This window comes from Pedobacter cryoconitis (assembly GCF_001590605.1).
Taxonomy (GTDB): domain Bacteria; phylum Bacteroidota; class Bacteroidia; order Sphingobacteriales; family Sphingobacteriaceae; genus Pedobacter; species Pedobacter cryoconitis_A.
In genome coordinates this window covers 1871320-1887767 of sequence record NZ_CP014504.1, presented here as the reverse complement: position 1 = coordinate 1887767, position 16448 = coordinate 1871320, and the positions used below count along the sequence as shown (strand labels likewise).

Sequence of the window (16448 nt, the reverse complement as noted above, 5' to 3'; positions counted from 1 at the left end):
ATGTTTTGACTAATGTGAATCCACATTGAAATGAGGCAGTTTAATTTTAGCTGCCTCATTTTAATTTATAATAAACTATCTCTCTTACTGAAGTTATAAACTCCCGATAACGCAGGCACAATTGAAAACACAATTAACGAAAGTAGCTTTTGCCAGGCTAATCCATCCGTATGGCTACTGTATTGTTTAATTTTAAATTGTTTCCAATTTATATTTTCAACTTTACTACCCTTAAAAACTGATGGATAAAAAAACAACCGCATTTTTTCGTGGTAAGCTCTTAATGTTAGTAAAAAGTCAGTATGGTTTTGCAGATCAGAACCAGCAAGTTCATTTAAACCCGCTTGCGTTTGTATTCCAGGTAAAAACAAAGAAGCGATATTGGTGAAATGCTGTCTTTGTTTTAATTTCTCAGTAATCCTGGCGGAACTCAAAGCAGCATCATCATCTCCCATTTGCTGCATCGCATAATACCAATACCAGCTAAAAGTAAGTGAGGAGGGAAAAGGATATTGTCTGAACTGAGGATAGTGCTGGTAGAACTTATCCATTGTTGCACTTTTATCCAGATCCCATTTTTCATGATAGCCTTCCCGCTGTTTCACTACATTTTCCAATGCTTCCGGGACAGGATATTTTTTAGTTAGCCATACATTCAAAATGGCAGGAGAAATTATATTCATGGCCACCCAGATTGCAATAAGGCAGACTGCGTTAAAACTAGAAGACTTACCATACGAGATTATCCAGAATGAGATACAAAACCAGCAAATCAGATATAAGCTGATTAGCGTTAAAACCACTAGAAAACGCAAATCTGGCTTAAGATCAAGGTAGATCACAGCACAAAACATCAATAGCATAAAAACTGCAAAAACCACCAGCACCCTCACCACTAATTTGCGCCAGATGGTGCGTAACGGCAATTTGGACTGCGATCTTATCAGTCCCCATACACCAGATTCCTGTTCGGCAGAAAGTACACTATAGGTAAAGGCAATGATCACCAGTGGGAATAAGAAAATAAAGACAAAAGCAAGATCCATATTACCCAATAGCAAAGTAGAAGGATTGTTGAGATCAGTATCATACATCTGACCTTCCAGTCCTAATAGGGTAACCGAAAGCAGATAAGGGTTTATATCGCGCTGTCCATTCGCAAAAGCCGCCCAGTTGTCAGGTACATTAGCTATTGCAAATTTGTTGTAAAATAATAACAGCCCAAGGTCTTTACTAAAGTATTTAACATTTTCATCCAGATGTTCCTGTTGCATCTTTCCTGCTTTTTCAATAACTGACCTTTGTTTTACGATGAAACTTTTCCCCAGATAAATACTGCTGAAACCACTTATTAAGAGGATTAACAAACCTACTCTTGCCGCCTTACTGCTGAAAAACAGCTTAAATTCTAATTGATATATATAGTTAATCATGTTATAAGGTTTTGATCCATTTTGATGAAATTGCCAGCATTATTAATACAGCTGTAAACCATAATAAAATAGAAAGAATGGTACCCAGCTGATTTGTAATTACCCAGTTTACAGTTTTAAAGCGATATTGAAAATCCGGTTGCTCCGCCCAATGCGTATGGCTGATACTTGCTGCTTTTTCTTTTTCTCCAAGCTTTTCATTGCTGATGTTCTCCATTTGAAGCTTATTCATATGCTGGGCAAGCTGATAACGATAAGCTTCCGCCTGATCCTGAAAATCAACATAGGTTTTGAAATCTGAAGCTGTAAGTGCCATAGATAGATTTTTTATCGCGAGGAAAGGATTCAAATAACTCGCTGCAACCGCAAAGCTGTTTTGATTTTCAAAGGTCTTGTTCAATTCTTTCTGGTGCCTGCTGTAAATTTCAGCCGAAATTCTTTCTCCTTCAGCCATCACATAACCGCCATAATTAAATGGAAGTTTTACTACCTCATCCACCTTATATTTCTTCAGTACGTCGGCCTTGAATTTTGCATAATGCGGATCATCGGGATTGTGGCTGTCACCTTCTTTTTGCAAATCGGCCTCTATAGCTGCCATAAATTCAATTTTGGCCGGTGAAGGATAGATCTTAACACCAACAGCCTGTGTAATCCTTGGCATCACCAAGGTGAAGAATACCCACAAAACCAGTAAACTGGTTAAAGCTGCTTTGGATGTTTGGTGAAAGGCTGATACCAGCACAGCAACTCCTGCACAGATCATAAAATAAAGGCAATATGCTGCTATCAACAGAAATAAACGAAGACTGGAGTCTGCCGATACCTGCCAGTTGCTCAATGCTGCCCATAAAATAATGGTCATTAAAATAACCGGAATAAATAACGTGAAACTTATAAAAATAATTCCCAGGACCTTGCCAAATAGCAGTTCATGCCATTTTACACCCTGACATAGTAATATTTTGAGTGTACCTGCTTCCCGCTCTGCAGAGATGCTGTTATAACCTAAAAAGAAGATCAGCAGGGGGACAAGTAATTGTAACACCATCGCAACGCTGAGTTCACCAAAACGGAGCATCCCATTTGAAAAGCCGGCTTCAGAAAAATTAACTGTATTTTGTTTGTGAGCTTCCAGAAAAATAGATACACCAGCAAAACTTTCAATGCCAAAATCAAAAAAACTCAGTTCATGTTTATCCCTGAATACCAGATAGCCATAATGTGCCATTCTATGCGGGTGTTTATCGGGCTTTGATAACCACTTTTGCCTGACTATTTCTTTATATTTTAAACGCTGACTGTTCTGTGTATTGAAATTTTGCCAGCCAATTAAAGTTGCCAGCCCTAAGGTCAGCCCCAAAATTAGTGTGAGGGCGATAGTTGCTTTGTTTTCAAAGGCGGTTTTCCATGTCCGGCCGGAAATTATAAATATTGTTTTCATGAGGATCAGAATCTGTAGGTTACATTAAACATTACGTTCCTGGGGGTTCCAGGAAATAAGCGGAGATAATTTTGAGCACCAACCCAGTAAGTGCTATTGAAAACATTGTTTACATTCATAGCCAGCTGCACTTTTGTTTTAGATGGAGTATAATAGATGGCTGCGTCCACAATCGTATAAGCAGGTAAGGTGAAGTTTCTGATGTATAATGGTAGTTTATCACCACTATATTGCACACCTGTACCAAAGCCAATTCCATTAAAAAATTTGTTGTCTTTCAGATCGTATCTTGTCCATATGCTGCCACTATGTTTAGGTGTATTCTGAACCCGTTGACCAATCAAGGTCACGTCATTATCTTGTTTAATAATTGCATCGGTATAACTATATCCCAGATTAAATTGCCAGCGTGGCAGGATAAAACCAGCTGCTTCTATTTCCAGACCTCTGCTTCTTTGTGCCCCGCGTTCAATAAGCAGGTTGACATCTACAGGGTCATTTGCATTTAAAAGCAGATTTTTCTGATTAATTTCGAACAGTGCTATAGTAAACATTAATTTGCGGTTTAACCATTCAGATTTCAAACCAATCTCTTTTAAATTGCTTTCCAAAGGTTTATAATTGGTTCCGGCAGGAGGAGGAACGATAACCAGGGTAGAAGTATTTCCCTGGGGCTGATAACCTTCCAGATAAGTACCATAAACATTGATGTTATTCGTTATTGCATAGGTAACTCCCAATCTGGGCAGTAACTTTTTTCGAGAGATTTTTTGCTCCGTGTTTAGCTTATAATTATTATAATCTTCATACCATTCCTGTCTTAAACCCAGGGTAAGAATCAGTTTCCGGTAACTTACCTGATCTTGTACATAAATTCCGTTTACCACGGAATAGGCTGGTGGTATTTCAGTTTTGGTGAAAATATAATCATTCAGATTACGAATGGTATAGACTGGATTTGCCAGATTAAAATGCGCTACATTTGGTATTGGTGCATTGATCCCATTCACTGTTTTAAAAATATAAAGATCTTTCTTGGCAGGATCATATTTAGAAGCGATTGTACCATCTTTTAATCGGTATCCTTGTGCAGCGTTTTCACCACCACCTCTGTTTTTTTGAGTACTCATCACATCATAACCAATTACGATCTTATGTTTTAATACTCCGGTATTTGCATTTATGCTAAAATAAGTACTCAGGTTATTCGTGTCCCATTTTTGCTGACGCTGAACCGCCCGCATACCAGCAAGTGTAGGTATGGCATTGTTGTTTTCATCTACACCAAATGCATTTGTTGTACGGTGTTCCAGCAGGTCTTCAGTCCAGGCCTGTTTCATATAGGCTACATTAAAAACGACATCAGGAGTAATAGCATGCGAAAGATTACTCATCAGCATTAAATCCTGGCTATTGAAATAATCGTTGCTACCGCCCATATTAAAAGTAATAGGGGTACTGTTCAAATCAGTTTTACCCGCTATTGCACCAAATATTGCCTGTCCGCGATCTAGTCTCGATTTACTGTTATTCATAACCAGTTCTACATTGATACTGGTTTTATCATCAGGGATATAAGAAAATGAAGGTGAGATCAGGTAAGCCTTTTTATATTGCAGATCTCTGAAACTTTTGCTGTCTTCATAAGCAGCGTTAAGTCTGTATAATAAAGTTTTTTCCTTATTTAGCGGACCAGTAAAATCCAATGCAGTTTTCATCGTACTGAAGCTGCCGGCAGAGATACTGAGCTGTTTTCTATCTTCTGCCAATGGTTTTTTAGTAACCATATTAATACTTCCACCAGGGTCAACACTGGAAAAAGTTGCACTTGCGGGCCCTTTAATGACTTCTATACGTTCGAGGTTGGCAGTCAGTGGCTGATTGAAAAAATATTGATGCGTGCGCATGCCATTGATAATTGCACCTTCTTGATTTTGATTGATTCCTCGGATGGCAAATTGATTGTAAAAACTACTCTGAGATACTCCAGCTACATTTTTAACTGCATCAGCAAGCGTTGATGCCTGTCTGTCGGTAATCAGTTCTTTAGACACGGTAGAAATTGATTGCGGTATATCTTTATTTAGTGTCGCCGTTTTAGTCGCCGAAAATGAATAATCACTAAAATATTTTTTAGCTGTATTCCCCACAATTTCTACTGTTTGTAATTCTTGCTGTGAATTGATAAGGATGATATCATTTAATACTAATTCCGCTGATCCTGCAATCAAATATTCTTTTTGATAGGTCAAATAACCAATTGCACTGATAGTCATTGTATAATTACCTGATTTAGGTAAAACCAGCTGAAACCTTCCGATAGAATCACTGGAAGTATTTGATATATCTTTTCCATTTTTAAACTTAATGTTAGCACGTATTAAAGGTTCATGCTGTCCTGAGATCACACTTCCACTCACTTTAATTTGTGCAATTGTCTGCAAACTGAACAGCAATGCGAAACTGAAAATGAAGGAAGTTTTAACTATAGCAATAGTGAATAAGTTCATTGATATTAAATCGTTTGTAAGTATAATTTCTGAAGATCATTTGCATTGATATCGCTGGCATTTAAAGTATGGATCAGTTGCCCTTTGCGCATGATGCCGATATGTGTACCTACATTAACTGCATTGAAAATATCGTGTGTAGCCATTAGAATAGATTTGCCCTGACTGCCTAGTTTTTTTACAAGTTCCGTAAATTCATCGGTTGCTTTAGGATCTAAACCACTTGTAGGTTCGTCCATCAGAATCACATCTGCATTTTTAGCTAATGCGATTGCAATGCCTACCTTTTGACGCATACCTTTACTAAATCCAGCAAGATGTTTTTGGTGTGCATCCATTTGCAATCCACATTGCGACAAGAAACCGGACAAATGGTTTTTATCATAAATAAATCCCGCCAGTCTGCTGAAATAATCTAAATTATCTATAGCTGAAAGGTTACCATATAACATGACAACTTCGGGAATATACGCCAGATATTTCCGTGTATCAGCTGCGCCAGGTCTTACCTCTGAATTATTGATCAGAACTTTTCCGGAGGTTGGCGCTATAAACCCAAGAAACAAATTAATTGTAGTGGTTTTACCTGCACCATTTTGTCCTAAAAGACAAAATACTTCTCCGGGTTTCACTTGAAGGTTAAGGTTGTCCAATGCAATGTTGCCCTGGTAATTTTTTGATAATGATATGGCTTGAAGCATAATAAAAATTAGTGTACAGGAATATGCATTCCTGAAGAAACGGATTATAGAATTCTATGAATAGGAGGGACTGCTCAGTTTTTTTACTGAGAAATAATCAGATCAGCTTAAAAAAGGAGGACCTTTATTAGCGCATTTTAAGATAAAAGATGAACTGGACTGTAATAAAAAATGCCACATCAGTTTTTGATCAGGCAGCAGAATAAGAATAGAGAATGCCTGCCCGGGGATATAAAAATGAGGGAACTGATGTTTAATCAACTCACAGACTTTGCATTTTTTTTCGAAAGAAGAAAAGCTCTTTTGACCAGATTTTTTATCAATACCTGCTTCAAACCCTGATTTCCCATGATGATGAAGAGATTCAATCATTGGTGTACCTAGAAAAATCAGCAATAGAAATATTGCTCCAATTCTGGAAAGTAACGAAGCATTGAATTTCTGTCTTATCTGCATGGGATGCAACAAAGTTACAATTATAATATTGATTTTAAAACTTACAACTGATTGTTTTTAGTCAATTCAACCAGGCGGTTAAGATGCATCGCAAATAATAATCTTAACTTACGCACCTTAAAACGAGTCTTAAATAATATATGAGTTCCAGAGATATCTTCTTAGCCGCATGTAACCAGATTAATGATGGATTGGCAGAATTCGGATTTAAAGCCAGTCAGAAAGGAGCTTGTCTGAAAAAGATCAGTGCCGATAAAGACCTTACTTTTGAAATTAGTTTCCAGTCCAGTACCTTAAACAGTAATGGTTATGTTAAACTGCTGGCACATATTCAAATTACTTCTAAACGCTTGAAGAAGTGGCTGAAAGTGCAAACAAATGACGTCTATAGCAATGATATGATATATGCGAATCAATTAGGGTATATTTCTCCTTCCCAGGAATGGAAGTCATGGAATGTTTTTGGGATTAGTCAGGAAAAAACGATCGCAGAAGTAGTCAATACGCTAAAAGCTTATGCAATCCCCATATTCAATCTCTTTGAAGATATAAACGAGGCCATACAATTTTTGATGACTAACGGAACGAAATTTAACCGCTACACAGCTCCATCGTTAACTCCTTTAGCTTTTATGCTTTGTATGGCTTCAAAAGAGCAGGCGCAGCAGTTTTTTGATAACTATTTGATGAATGCACCGGGTAAAAAGCAATTACTGAACCTCTATAAAGAATTGGAAGCAGGGAAGACCGTAGATTTAATGCATGCTGAGTTTGTTGATGCATTCGCTATTAAATTGGCTTTTATGCAGGGATTAAAAATAAAAGAGAGACCTTAAGAGCTCTGCTTTTTGATTTTCTTCTTCTTTCCTTTCTTCAACCAGATGATAAAGCCGGTAATTGGTAAACTTGCGGCTATCAGGCTAACTACAGTAGCTACAATCTTACCAAAGATACCGAACATTCGTCCGGTGTGCAGATTATAATTTCCAGCTTCAATCCAATCGGCCTTGTTAAAATCTTTATAGAGTTTAGAGCGGATCAACTGCCCATTCTCCGGGCTATAAAAAAAAGTATTCCGCTTTCGTGCCCAATCCGATGGATAATTTAACCTTAGTCTGAGATTACCATCTTTACGAATTGATAAATTGGTCAGTATAGCACCTGGATATTGTACGATTGCTTTCCTGTAAATACGTTCATAATGCTCCGGAATAGTTTCCTTGACGATAGGTTGTAAGGCTGGTGCTGCTTTTACTCCTTCAGTAAATTTTGATCCACTTAAAAAACTGACAGCTGTCTTTACTTCCCTGAAACCAAAGTAAAGTCCGGATAATGCGCTGACCATTAATATTCCTGAAGCATAGAAACCCAATACATTGTGCAGGTCATAATTAACCCTTTTAAAAGATGCGCTCCATTTGATAGTAATAGCTTGTTTAATCAACCGTACCTGCCCTGGAAACCATAAGATAAGGCCAGAAATCAGCATGAATACAAAAATCACAACAGACCATCGGATAATAAATTTCCCTGTATCTCCTAAAAGTAAAGAGGTATGAAGCTCTTCCACAGTAACTAAGAAATCTTGCTTTGTTTCCTTAACCAGGCTTCCATTGTAAGGATTCAGGTAATAAACATGATGTTTGCTGGTTGTAAAACTAATAGTCGCATTGGGCGCAGTATTGTTGATCTCAATTCCAGTAACCTTTTGAGCGGGCGCAATCTTTTCAAATTCCTGCATTAGTTTAGCTAAGCTGGCCTGTGGCAGTTGGCGAGCCGGAACAAAAGCATAATCCTTTTGCAGGTAATCTCTGATTTCTTGCTCGAAAACATATATACAGCCCGTTATACCGATAATTACTATGATAATTCCGGTAAAAAGCCCTAACCATAAATGGACTAGCCCAATTGCTTTTTTAATTTTTTTTATAATTTTCATTAGAAAGAATAACCAGCTGCAAGGTTAAAACGACGTCCATTTCCGCGGGTATAAACTGAATTGTTTCCATAAAACTGAGATATGCTTGGGTAATAAGCTTTATTAAAAAGGTTTTCCAGTCCCAAACTAAGCTTTAAAGCTTTTGAAGCCTGATAAACTGTAGCCAGATTAAATAGGTTATAGGCTTTTACAGGGCCTTCTCCAATCAGATATTTACCTGTAGTTGCATTAGGTTTAAAACGGTCTCTGTTTCCAACTCTTATCCAGTTCACATCAATTGACAGGTTTTTAATGCCAGCGTATTTCAAATAAAGTGTAGATTTAGAAGGTGGGATACGGGTTGTATTTAAATAAACATCTTGCGTACCATCAAATTTTCCATCGTCATCAACATCACCTTTTCCTTCTACATAAGCGTAATTTCCACCAACTGAAAGTTTTTCTGTAAACGCATAATCTGCCTGGAACTCATAACCCCAAACGCGTTCAGGAATTCTTTGAGAAATATAAACCCCGTTAACCTCTAACAAGTTTGCGCCTAATTTAGAAGTACTGATATAATAAGCTGCACTCATATTTACAGGCCCCAGAGAACTGCTAAAACCAGCTTCGTAATTATTTACAATGATAGGTTTGGTCTGTAATTGAGAAAGAGTGTTGCTTTGTGCCGCACGCAGCACCCTGCCTAATTCAAAAACAGAGAAAGATTGTGCATAACTTATAAAAGGATTGAATAATCTGCTTGCTGAATATCTGGCACCTACATTAAATACTAAAGCATTATAATTAAGTGTCCCACCTTTAACTGCGATACTTCCGGCGTTGTTGGCACCAGTAGCAAGTGTATTGAAATCGTCTACTTTGATATTGATATTTTCTACTCTCAATCCACCTTTAATAGTTAGATCTTTAAAAATATTAGCGGTAGTTTGCAAGTAAGGGGCAATATTGACCATATTCATGTCTGGTACCCAAACCCGGCCATCAGTTAAGCTTTGTGAAGTTTTATCATTCATCAGATCGACCCCATAATTAAGTTGCATCAATAAATTTTCTGAGACTGGAAGGGGAGTATTCAAATTTACCCTTGTGCCTTTTTTTGCAGATTTAATAGCTGACTGGCCTCCCTCGTAAAAAGAAGCCACATTGGAATAGATCGTATAAAAATCTTGTAAATATACATTGGCCTGTAAATCTGTCTGGCCAAACACTTGCTTGTTGCTATATTGAAGATTTGCATTATGGTTATAGCGTGTACCTTCATCTTCTCCTTTACGCGTACCATGAACTCCAATTGCCGGCTCTTGTCCGTATATTCCATTTTTTAAAATGTAGTCAGAGTGCTGTCTTGAACTGAAATAGTTATACATCAATTCTAACCTCTGTTTAGGAGAAAAATCATAACCAACTTTAACAAATCCATTGTAGGTCTTAGTTTCTCCTAAGCCATAATCCGGAGAAACTACCTGATTTTTGGCATCCCTGAATACGCCAGTTTTTTCATAAGTACCACTTACTATATAATCGAGTTTACCACTTTTACCATAAAACTGCTGAACTAACCGATAGCCCAGCGTACTATCTCCTTTAGTATTACCTGTTAATCCAATTTGCGAATAGCCACCTAATACTTTGCCAGAAGCGGGTTTTTTAGTAATGTAATTGATTAACCCACCTTCGGCACCATTCCCATAGATAGCAGTTGCACCTTTAATAACCTCAACTCTCTCAATTACTGATGGGTCTATGCTGCGGATATCGCGGCCACCTGCGCGCAAAGGAGTTGATTGAGGTACACCATCAATTAAGACCAATACACCTCTACCACGTAATGTCTGACCTGAGTTCCCGGTTTGATTGGTAGACGCGCCGAGTCCTGGTACACTATAAGCCAATATATTGGCCAGATTCGGACTGATCACAGATTGAGTATTGATATCTTTGGCCGTTAATATGGTTACAGAAGAAGGAGTTTGAGCAAGTGATTCTGCCTTCCTGCTTGCGGAGACAATAACTTCGTTTAAATCTGAATTTTTATCTTCCAGTATATAGGTTACTTTTAGCGTATCATTTGCCCGAATACGTACCTGGGTTTCATTGGTTTGAAATCCTGTCATTGAGATACGTACAGTATAAGTACCCTCAGGAATACCCTTAAGCTGAAACCTGCCTGTTTTATCTGAAGAGTTTTTTATATTGAGTTTTTTGATCTGTATTGTGGCGTAACTTATCTTTTGATAAAGACTGTCAGTTATGTTTCCAATCAATATACCCTGACCGCTTTGAGCCTTTGTTATAAATGGGAGCAAAAAGATAAAAAGGATAGCGAATAGGGTTAAAGGTTTAAATTTCATGGATGTTGATTTCCGGCAAATATACTTTTATCTGGATTTAATACAAATAACACTGCAGCGGTTTATCAATTGATATGCACGCTATAAAAAGGGTTTAGTCCAGTATAATTTCTAAGAATTAAATATGCCAACAGGTTTTTCATACTGCTAATAATTTATTTCCTGTTATTGAATTTCACGGGCCATAACGACGCTAATTTTTCGGAATAGATTAAATGGGCGTTTTAAAAATTAAATTGCTTTAATATTGTTAATAATGTAGATTAACAGTTGTATTTCAATTTTAACAAAAAGCTGACTTGATTCCAATGATCGCATAAAAAGGATTTTTAATTTTCCTTATTGTAGCTAGTGCCATATTCATTACATCCCGGCCGGATAGGAAGTGCTGGAGCGCACTAGTAAATCTTAGCGTGATTTTTGTAGCTGCAAAAGCTGCTATGGTTTAGTGCTAATCCAGTTTGGGTCAGGATACAGCATTGGGTTATAGCCAGCGTTTTGGTTTCACTAGCAGCTAAAATCATGTTGACAAAAGCAAAATAGTTACATAGAATTAGCATCTTTGGATATAGTATATGAATATAGAAGAATTAAGAGATTATTGTTTATCAAAGCCAGGAGCAACAGAAGGTCTTCCGTTTGGAGAGGAGACCCTGGTATTTAAAGTCGGTGAAAAGATTTTTTTGCTTGTTGGTCTTACCGAAGGAAATCGTTTTAACGCTAAATGTGACCCTGAACGTGCAATTATACTACGCGAACAATATGAAGAAATAGTACCAGGCTATCATATGAATAAAAAGCACTGGAACACCGTTTATATGAATGGCCGTCTCAATTTCAAACAATTGCATGAGATTATAGATCATTCATATGAATTGATATTTAATAACCTGCCTAAAAATAAGCAGGATGAAATTGGCGGTTAATCAAATGATGCAGGAAAATATATTACCCAAGCTAGAAGCCTCAAGAAAAGAATTACTTGATCTTGGTATGCGGAATACGCTTTTGAATTATAAAACGCCAAAAGCAAGAGGACTTCGTATTATTCAGGAAAATTCAACATCTATATATGATATTCTTGTAAAGCAGAACAAAGCGATGACCTTTTTGGGCAGCGCAGGGAAAGAAGAAGAACAGGAAGATGAATTGCCAGAACTTCCAGTGCTTAGCGAAGAAGAATTACAGGGTGCGCAGCATGATACCCGCTTGCAGACTAATGAAAATGAACAAAAGCTGCAAACAAAAATTCTCAATACTTATTATTTTGCGAAGACCAGCATCGAGGAACAGGGCGTAAATATCTTGTACTTGGCTTTAGGTATGCTAAATTGGTATGACAAGGGCAATACAGATGACGTTAGATTGGCCCCCTTAGTATTAATTCCTGTATCTTTAGAACGGTCTAGTGCCAATGAAAGATTCAGACTACGCTTTACAGGCGGTGAGGTTGGCGCCAATCTTTCACTGCAGGCCAAAATGATGGCTGATTTTAATATAACAATTCCAGATTTACCAGATTCAGACGATTTTGATATCAATAATTATTTTGAAGATATTCAAAAAAGAATAAGTCATCAGGCGCCTTGGAAGATGGATGCCAATGCAATTGAACTTGGCTTTTTCTCTTTTGGAAAATTCATGATTTATCATGATCTGGATAGTAGTAAATGGCCGGAGGGCAATAAACCATTTGATCATCCAATCTTGATGTCTCTATTTGGCGGAGGATTTAATGAACCCAAACCAACGGCTACTGAAGAACATAATTTAGACCAAGAAACAAAAGCACATGAGTTATTTCATGTGGTAGACGCAGATAGTTCACAGGTCTTAGCAATGTTAGCCGTACATGAAGGACGAAATATGGTCATACAAGGGCCTCCTGGTACCGGTAAATCTCAAACGATTACCAATATTATCGCAAATGCAGTAGGTCAGGGCAAAAAGGTTCTATTTGTTGCCGAGAAGATGGCCGCTCTTGAAGTCGTGAAACGAAGATTAGATTCCATTAATCTTGGTGAAGCTTGTTTGGAGCTTCATAGTCATAAAGCCAACAAAAGAGATTTACATGAGGAATTAAAGCGGGTATTAGATTTAGGTAAGCCAACATTAACCCATTTACGGGACGAAATTTTGCAATTGGATTCTTATAAAGATATCTTGAACAAGTATTGCAATTCAGTGAATGATTTGATTGAGCAAAGTGGGCTTTCTGCGCATAAAGTAATAGGGTACTTATTAGAAATATCAGCCCAGCTTGGTGCACTCAAACTTCCTGCCATACCTATAGAGAACATCGAATCCTGGAATGCAGATACAATGCGCCGGGCTTCTGTGAGTGCAGATTTGATAGAAGCAAGATTAAAAGATATTGGAGAACCATCCGGATTACTTTTCTATGGAACAAGATTAACACTTTTCCTGCCACATGAAAATGAGGTGGCAACTGAAATTATTGATCAGGCATTAACTATAACTGAAAACTTACAGGCAGAGATTGAGGGTGCTTCATCTTTTATCGGTACTGAAGCTTCATTATCTTTAACCTATACAGAGAAACTAATCGCACTGATGAGCTTTTTAAGTGAAAGTCCGGATTTGAGGGGCATTGCAGTAAAAGATCAGGCATGGACATTGAATCATGAAGATATTGAAGAGCTCTTTCAAACAGGTGCCGGTCTTTCAGCGTTACATGCACAGTATGAAAACATATTCTATCCGGAAGCCTGGGATCAGCAAGTACTGGAACTGCGTCAAAATCTGATTACGCATGGTCATAAATGGTATAAATTTCTTTTAGGGGATTATAAAAGAAGTGTTAAACAGTTAGCTTCCTTTACAAGGATCACTTTGCCTGAGAACCTGAATGATAAAATAAAATATATTGATGATATCATTGCTGCTAAGCGATTAAGTAACATACTCGATGAGAATTCAGCGCTTGCCGTTCGTTTATTTGGAAGCAGATGGAGGAAGTTGAAGACGAACTGGGAATCCTTAAAAGGAGTAGCAGCATTCCTGACTGAACTACATCGTCATATTTCTGCTGACAATTATCCAATATTGGTATTAGCTTTTCTAAGCAGAAACGAAAATCCAGTGCTGGTTAAGGAACACCTGTCTAAATTGAAAGATCTTTTGGTAAATTACCAGGCAAGTATTGTTGCTGTATTTAAGAAACTTGATTTAGATGAAAAATTGATGGATTCAAATCAGTATTTCAGAGAATTGCCTTTTAATGAGCAGCTCTTAAAATTAAAAGAATGGAAGTTGAGAATTGGCGAAATTCAACAAGCTGTTCAATGGAACAACCTTTCCCAGTCGGTACAAAAAGATGGATTTGATAACCTGATCAAGGCTTCATTAAATTGGGAAGGAGCTGCCAATTATTTAAAAATTGCTTTGCAGAAGACCTGGTACGAATATCTGATCAAAACAGTAATGACCGAAAAATCAGCATTACGAGGATTTGAACGTACTTCTCATGAAGAAATCATCAATAAGTTCAATAAGACTGATTTGCTGAATCTTCAGTATAACCGGGCAAGAGTGGCTTTGAAGCATTTTGAATCTGTCCCTAAACAAGAGGGCGGGGGTCAATGGAATGTATTGCGTAGTGAATTTAATAAACGTGCACGTCATATGCCAATCAGAAAACTTATGCTGGAGGCCGGACTGGCTATTCAGACTATTAAGCCTGTTTTTATGATGAGTCCAATGTCTATCGCTAATTTCTTATCTCCAGGCAGTATTGATTTTGATCTGGTAATTTTTGATGAGGCGAGCCAGGTCAGACCTGTTGAAGCGCTGGGTGCTTTACTCAGAGGGAAGCAACTGGTGGTTGTTGGTGATACCAAACAGCTGCCACCAACCAGTTTCTTCGATAAAATGAACGCAGAAGTAGAGGATGAAGAAAATGTTACTGCCGATATACAAAGTATTCTGGGAATGTGTGACGGACAGGGGGCTCCGCAACGGATGCTGCGCTGGCATTACAGAAGCAGGCATGAATCATTGATTAGCCTGTCTAATCATGAGTTTTATGAAAACAAACTAGTGATCTTTCCAAGTCCTGGATCTAAACATAGAATGGGATTGGTGTTCCATCATTTGCCTGATGCTGTGTACGACCGGGGTAAAACCCGTACTAATCCAGTAGAATCTGAAGCTGTAGCGCATGCAGTAATGGAGCATGCTTTGAAAAACCCAAAACAAAGCCTTGGAGTTGTAGCTTTCAGTACAGCTCAAATGCAATCTATTCAGAATGCAATAGAGATTAAAAGACGTCAAAATCCGGAAACTGAAAGCTTTTTCAGGAGCCATAGTCATGAACCGTTTTTTGTTAAAAATCTTGAAAATGTTCAGGGAGATGAACGGGATGTAATCTTTATCAGTATTGGATATGGACGGATTGAGGACGGAAAAGTTCCGATGAGCTTTGGCCCACTCAATAATGAAGGTGGAGAAAGAAGATTAAATGTATTAATCACCCGTGCAAAGTACAGGTGTGAGATATTTACAAATATTACAGCTGAGGATATCAATCCAACTGCAACGACCAGGTTTGGTATCAGAGCGCTGAAGAGCTTCTTATATTTCGCTCAGCATGGTACTTTTGATACACAACAAGATTTGCCTGTACCTGTTATCCGTCCTTTCGAAGATCATATTTATGAACACCTGGTAAAGTCAGGGTATACTGTCCGTAAAAAAGTCGGGTCTGAAGGTTTTTATATAGACCTTGCTGTAGTAGACACAGCTAATCCAGGTCGTTATTTAATGGGTATAGAATGTGATGGGGAATCCTATAGTCAGGCTAAATCTGCCAGAGATCGCGATAGACTTCGTAAACAAGTTCTGGAAAATATTGGCTGGAAGATTTTTAAGATATGGAGTCCGGAGTGGTATAGAAATCCTGAGAGAGAATTAGAGCGTTTGGTCGCTGCAATTGAAAGCGCTAAAAAGCAAATTTCTTTAGATGATCTTGTGGATGAAGAGCTGGAGCAGGAAGTTAAAGCACTGGTTCGTGAGGCCAAAGTGGAAATAACAGTCGAAATCCCTTTCTATACTCTGGCTGTGTTGCCGGGAGAGATAATGTTTGAAGAGTTGCATCTGGTTCCTTTTGGCAGGCTCGCAAGCTGGATTAATGAGGTAGTCAATGTAGAAGGACCAGTGCATTTTGAAGAAGTAGCAAGAAGGCTTGCAGATGCTGCTGGTGCAAGCAAAATCGGGTCCCGTATCAGATATACAATCAATGCTGCTGTAAATTATGCAATTACTTCTGGTATTATTTCAAGAAAAGGAGATTTTTTATGGGCTGTTGATAGGGTAACGCCGGTCATACGTGACAGAAGTAAACTTTCTCCTGGATCTAGAAAAATTGCACTGATCTCACCAGAAGAAATGGATCTTGCCATTAAAAAAGTTGTGGAAGATTCTATTGCTATACAAGCTGATGTGGCCGTTCCTTTGATTGCCAGGTTATTTGGATTTAACAGAGTTACTGAGGATATCAGAAAGGAATTATTAATTATAATCGATTCGGGTGTCGACAATGGATTAGTGGCCAGGGATGGCGCCTATTTAAAAATTAATTCAATATAAATTG

General features: G+C 37.9%; 10 protein-coding genes. 3 read left to right on the top strand and 7 right to left on the bottom strand.

All coding sequences use genetic code 11. The features are described 5' to 3' along the window. Nucleotides 1–65 precede the first annotated feature (65 nt). From AY601_RS08030 to AY601_RS08010, 5 genes are all read right to left on the bottom strand, one after another. Nucleotides 66–1433, bottom strand: a complete 1368-nt coding sequence (locus tag AY601_RS08030; protein ID WP_084359161.1) for a DUF3526 domain-containing protein — start codon at nt 1431–1433, stop codon at nt 66–68. Nucleotide 1434: 1 nt separating this feature from the next. Then, nucleotides 1435–2877: an ABC transporter permease gene (locus AY601_RS08025; RefSeq protein WP_068398950.1), complete on the bottom strand. Its 1443-nt coding sequence runs from the start codon at nt 2875–2877 to the stop codon at nt 1435–1437. A 5-nt stretch (nt 2878–2882) separates the two neighbouring features. Beyond that, complete coding sequence (locus AY601_RS08020) at nt 2883–5387, bottom strand: TonB-dependent siderophore receptor (protein ID WP_068398948.1); 2505 nt, start codon at nt 5385–5387, stop codon at nt 2883–2885. A gap of 5 nt (nt 5388–5392) precedes the next feature. Beyond that, a complete protein-coding gene (locus AY601_RS08015) occupies nt 5393–6088 on the bottom strand; it encodes an ABC transporter ATP-binding protein (protein WP_068398946.1) in 696 nt (231 codons plus the stop codon). Between the two features lie 102 nt (nt 6089–6190). Beyond that, nucleotides 6191–6544 (bottom strand): hypothetical protein, encoded by a 354-nt coding sequence (locus AY601_RS08010; RefSeq protein ID WP_068398943.1) that lies wholly within the window; start codon nt 6542–6544, stop codon nt 6191–6193. 140 nt (nt 6545–6684) lie between these two features. Between AY601_RS08010 and AY601_RS08005 the strand changes: the two genes are divergently transcribed. Continuing rightward, entirely contained in the window at nt 6685–7380 is a 696-nt protein-coding gene (locus AY601_RS08005) for a hypothetical protein (RefSeq protein ID WP_068398941.1), read from the top strand. Here AY601_RS08005 and AY601_RS08000 read toward each other — a convergent pair. Both AY601_RS08000 and AY601_RS07995 read right to left on the bottom strand, forming a co-directional pair. Then, nucleotides 7377–8483, bottom strand: a complete 1107-nt coding sequence (locus AY601_RS08000) for a PepSY-associated TM helix domain-containing protein (RefSeq protein ID WP_068398937.1) — start codon at nt 8481–8483, stop codon at nt 7377–7379. The genes AY601_RS08005 and AY601_RS08000 overlap by 4 nt on opposite strands. Beyond that, nucleotides 8483–10837, bottom strand: a complete 2355-nt coding sequence (locus AY601_RS07995) for a TonB-dependent receptor (protein ID WP_068398935.1) — start codon at nt 10835–10837, stop codon at nt 8483–8485. Before AY601_RS07995 ends, AY601_RS08000 begins: the two co-directional genes overlap by 1 nt. A gap of 575 nt (nt 10838–11412) precedes the next feature. On the opposite strand from AY601_RS07995, the gene AY601_RS07990 reads away from it, so the two are divergent. Next, the gene (locus tag AY601_RS07990; RefSeq protein WP_068398932.1) at nt 11413–11763 is read left to right on the top strand and encodes an MmcQ/YjbR family DNA-binding protein; all 351 of its coding nucleotides are present in this window, start codon (nt 11413–11415) and stop codon (nt 11761–11763) included. Further along, the gene (locus AY601_RS07985) at nt 11747–16444 is read left to right on the top strand and encodes a DUF3320 domain-containing protein (RefSeq protein ID WP_232324719.1); all 4698 of its coding nucleotides are present in this window, start codon (nt 11747–11749) and stop codon (nt 16442–16444) included. The genes AY601_RS07990 and AY601_RS07985 overlap by 17 nt, the downstream gene beginning before the upstream one ends. The last annotated feature ends 4 nt before the right edge of the window (nt 16445–16448 follow it).

Excerpts from the sequence above, each read along its gene's own strand:
- AY601_RS08030 (WP_084359161.1), bottom strand. The coding sequence starts at position 1,433 with ATGATTAACTATATATATCAATTAGAATTTAAGCTGTTTTTCAGCAGT.
- AY601_RS08025 (WP_068398950.1), bottom strand. The coding sequence starts at position 2,877 with ATGAAAACAATATTTATAATTTCCGGCCGGACATGGAAAACCGCCTTT.
- AY601_RS08020 (WP_068398948.1), bottom strand. The coding sequence starts at position 5,387 with ATGAACTTATTCACTATTGCTATAGTTAAAACTTCCTTCATTTTCAGT.
- AY601_RS08015 (WP_068398946.1), bottom strand. The coding sequence starts at position 6,088 with ATGCTTCAAGCCATATCATTATCAAAAAATTACCAGGGCAACATTGCA.
- AY601_RS08010 (WP_068398943.1), bottom strand. The coding sequence starts at position 6,544 with ATGCAGATAAGACAGAAATTCAATGCTTCGTTACTTTCCAGAATTGGA.
- AY601_RS08005 (WP_068398941.1), top strand. The coding sequence starts at position 6,685 with ATGAGTTCCAGAGATATCTTCTTAGCCGCATGTAACCAGATTAATGAT.
- AY601_RS08000 (WP_068398937.1), bottom strand. The coding sequence starts at position 8,483 with ATGAAAATTATAAAAAAAATTAAAAAAGCAATTGGGCTAGTCCATTTA.
- AY601_RS07995 (WP_068398935.1), bottom strand. The coding sequence starts at position 10,837 with ATGAAATTTAAACCTTTAACCCTATTCGCTATCCTTTTTATCTTTTTG.
- AY601_RS07990 (WP_068398932.1), top strand. The coding sequence starts at position 11,413 with ATGAATATAGAAGAATTAAGAGATTATTGTTTATCAAAGCCAGGAGCA.
- AY601_RS07985 (WP_232324719.1), top strand. The coding sequence starts at position 11,747 with ATGAAATTGGCGGTTAATCAAATGATGCAGGAAAATATATTACCCAAG.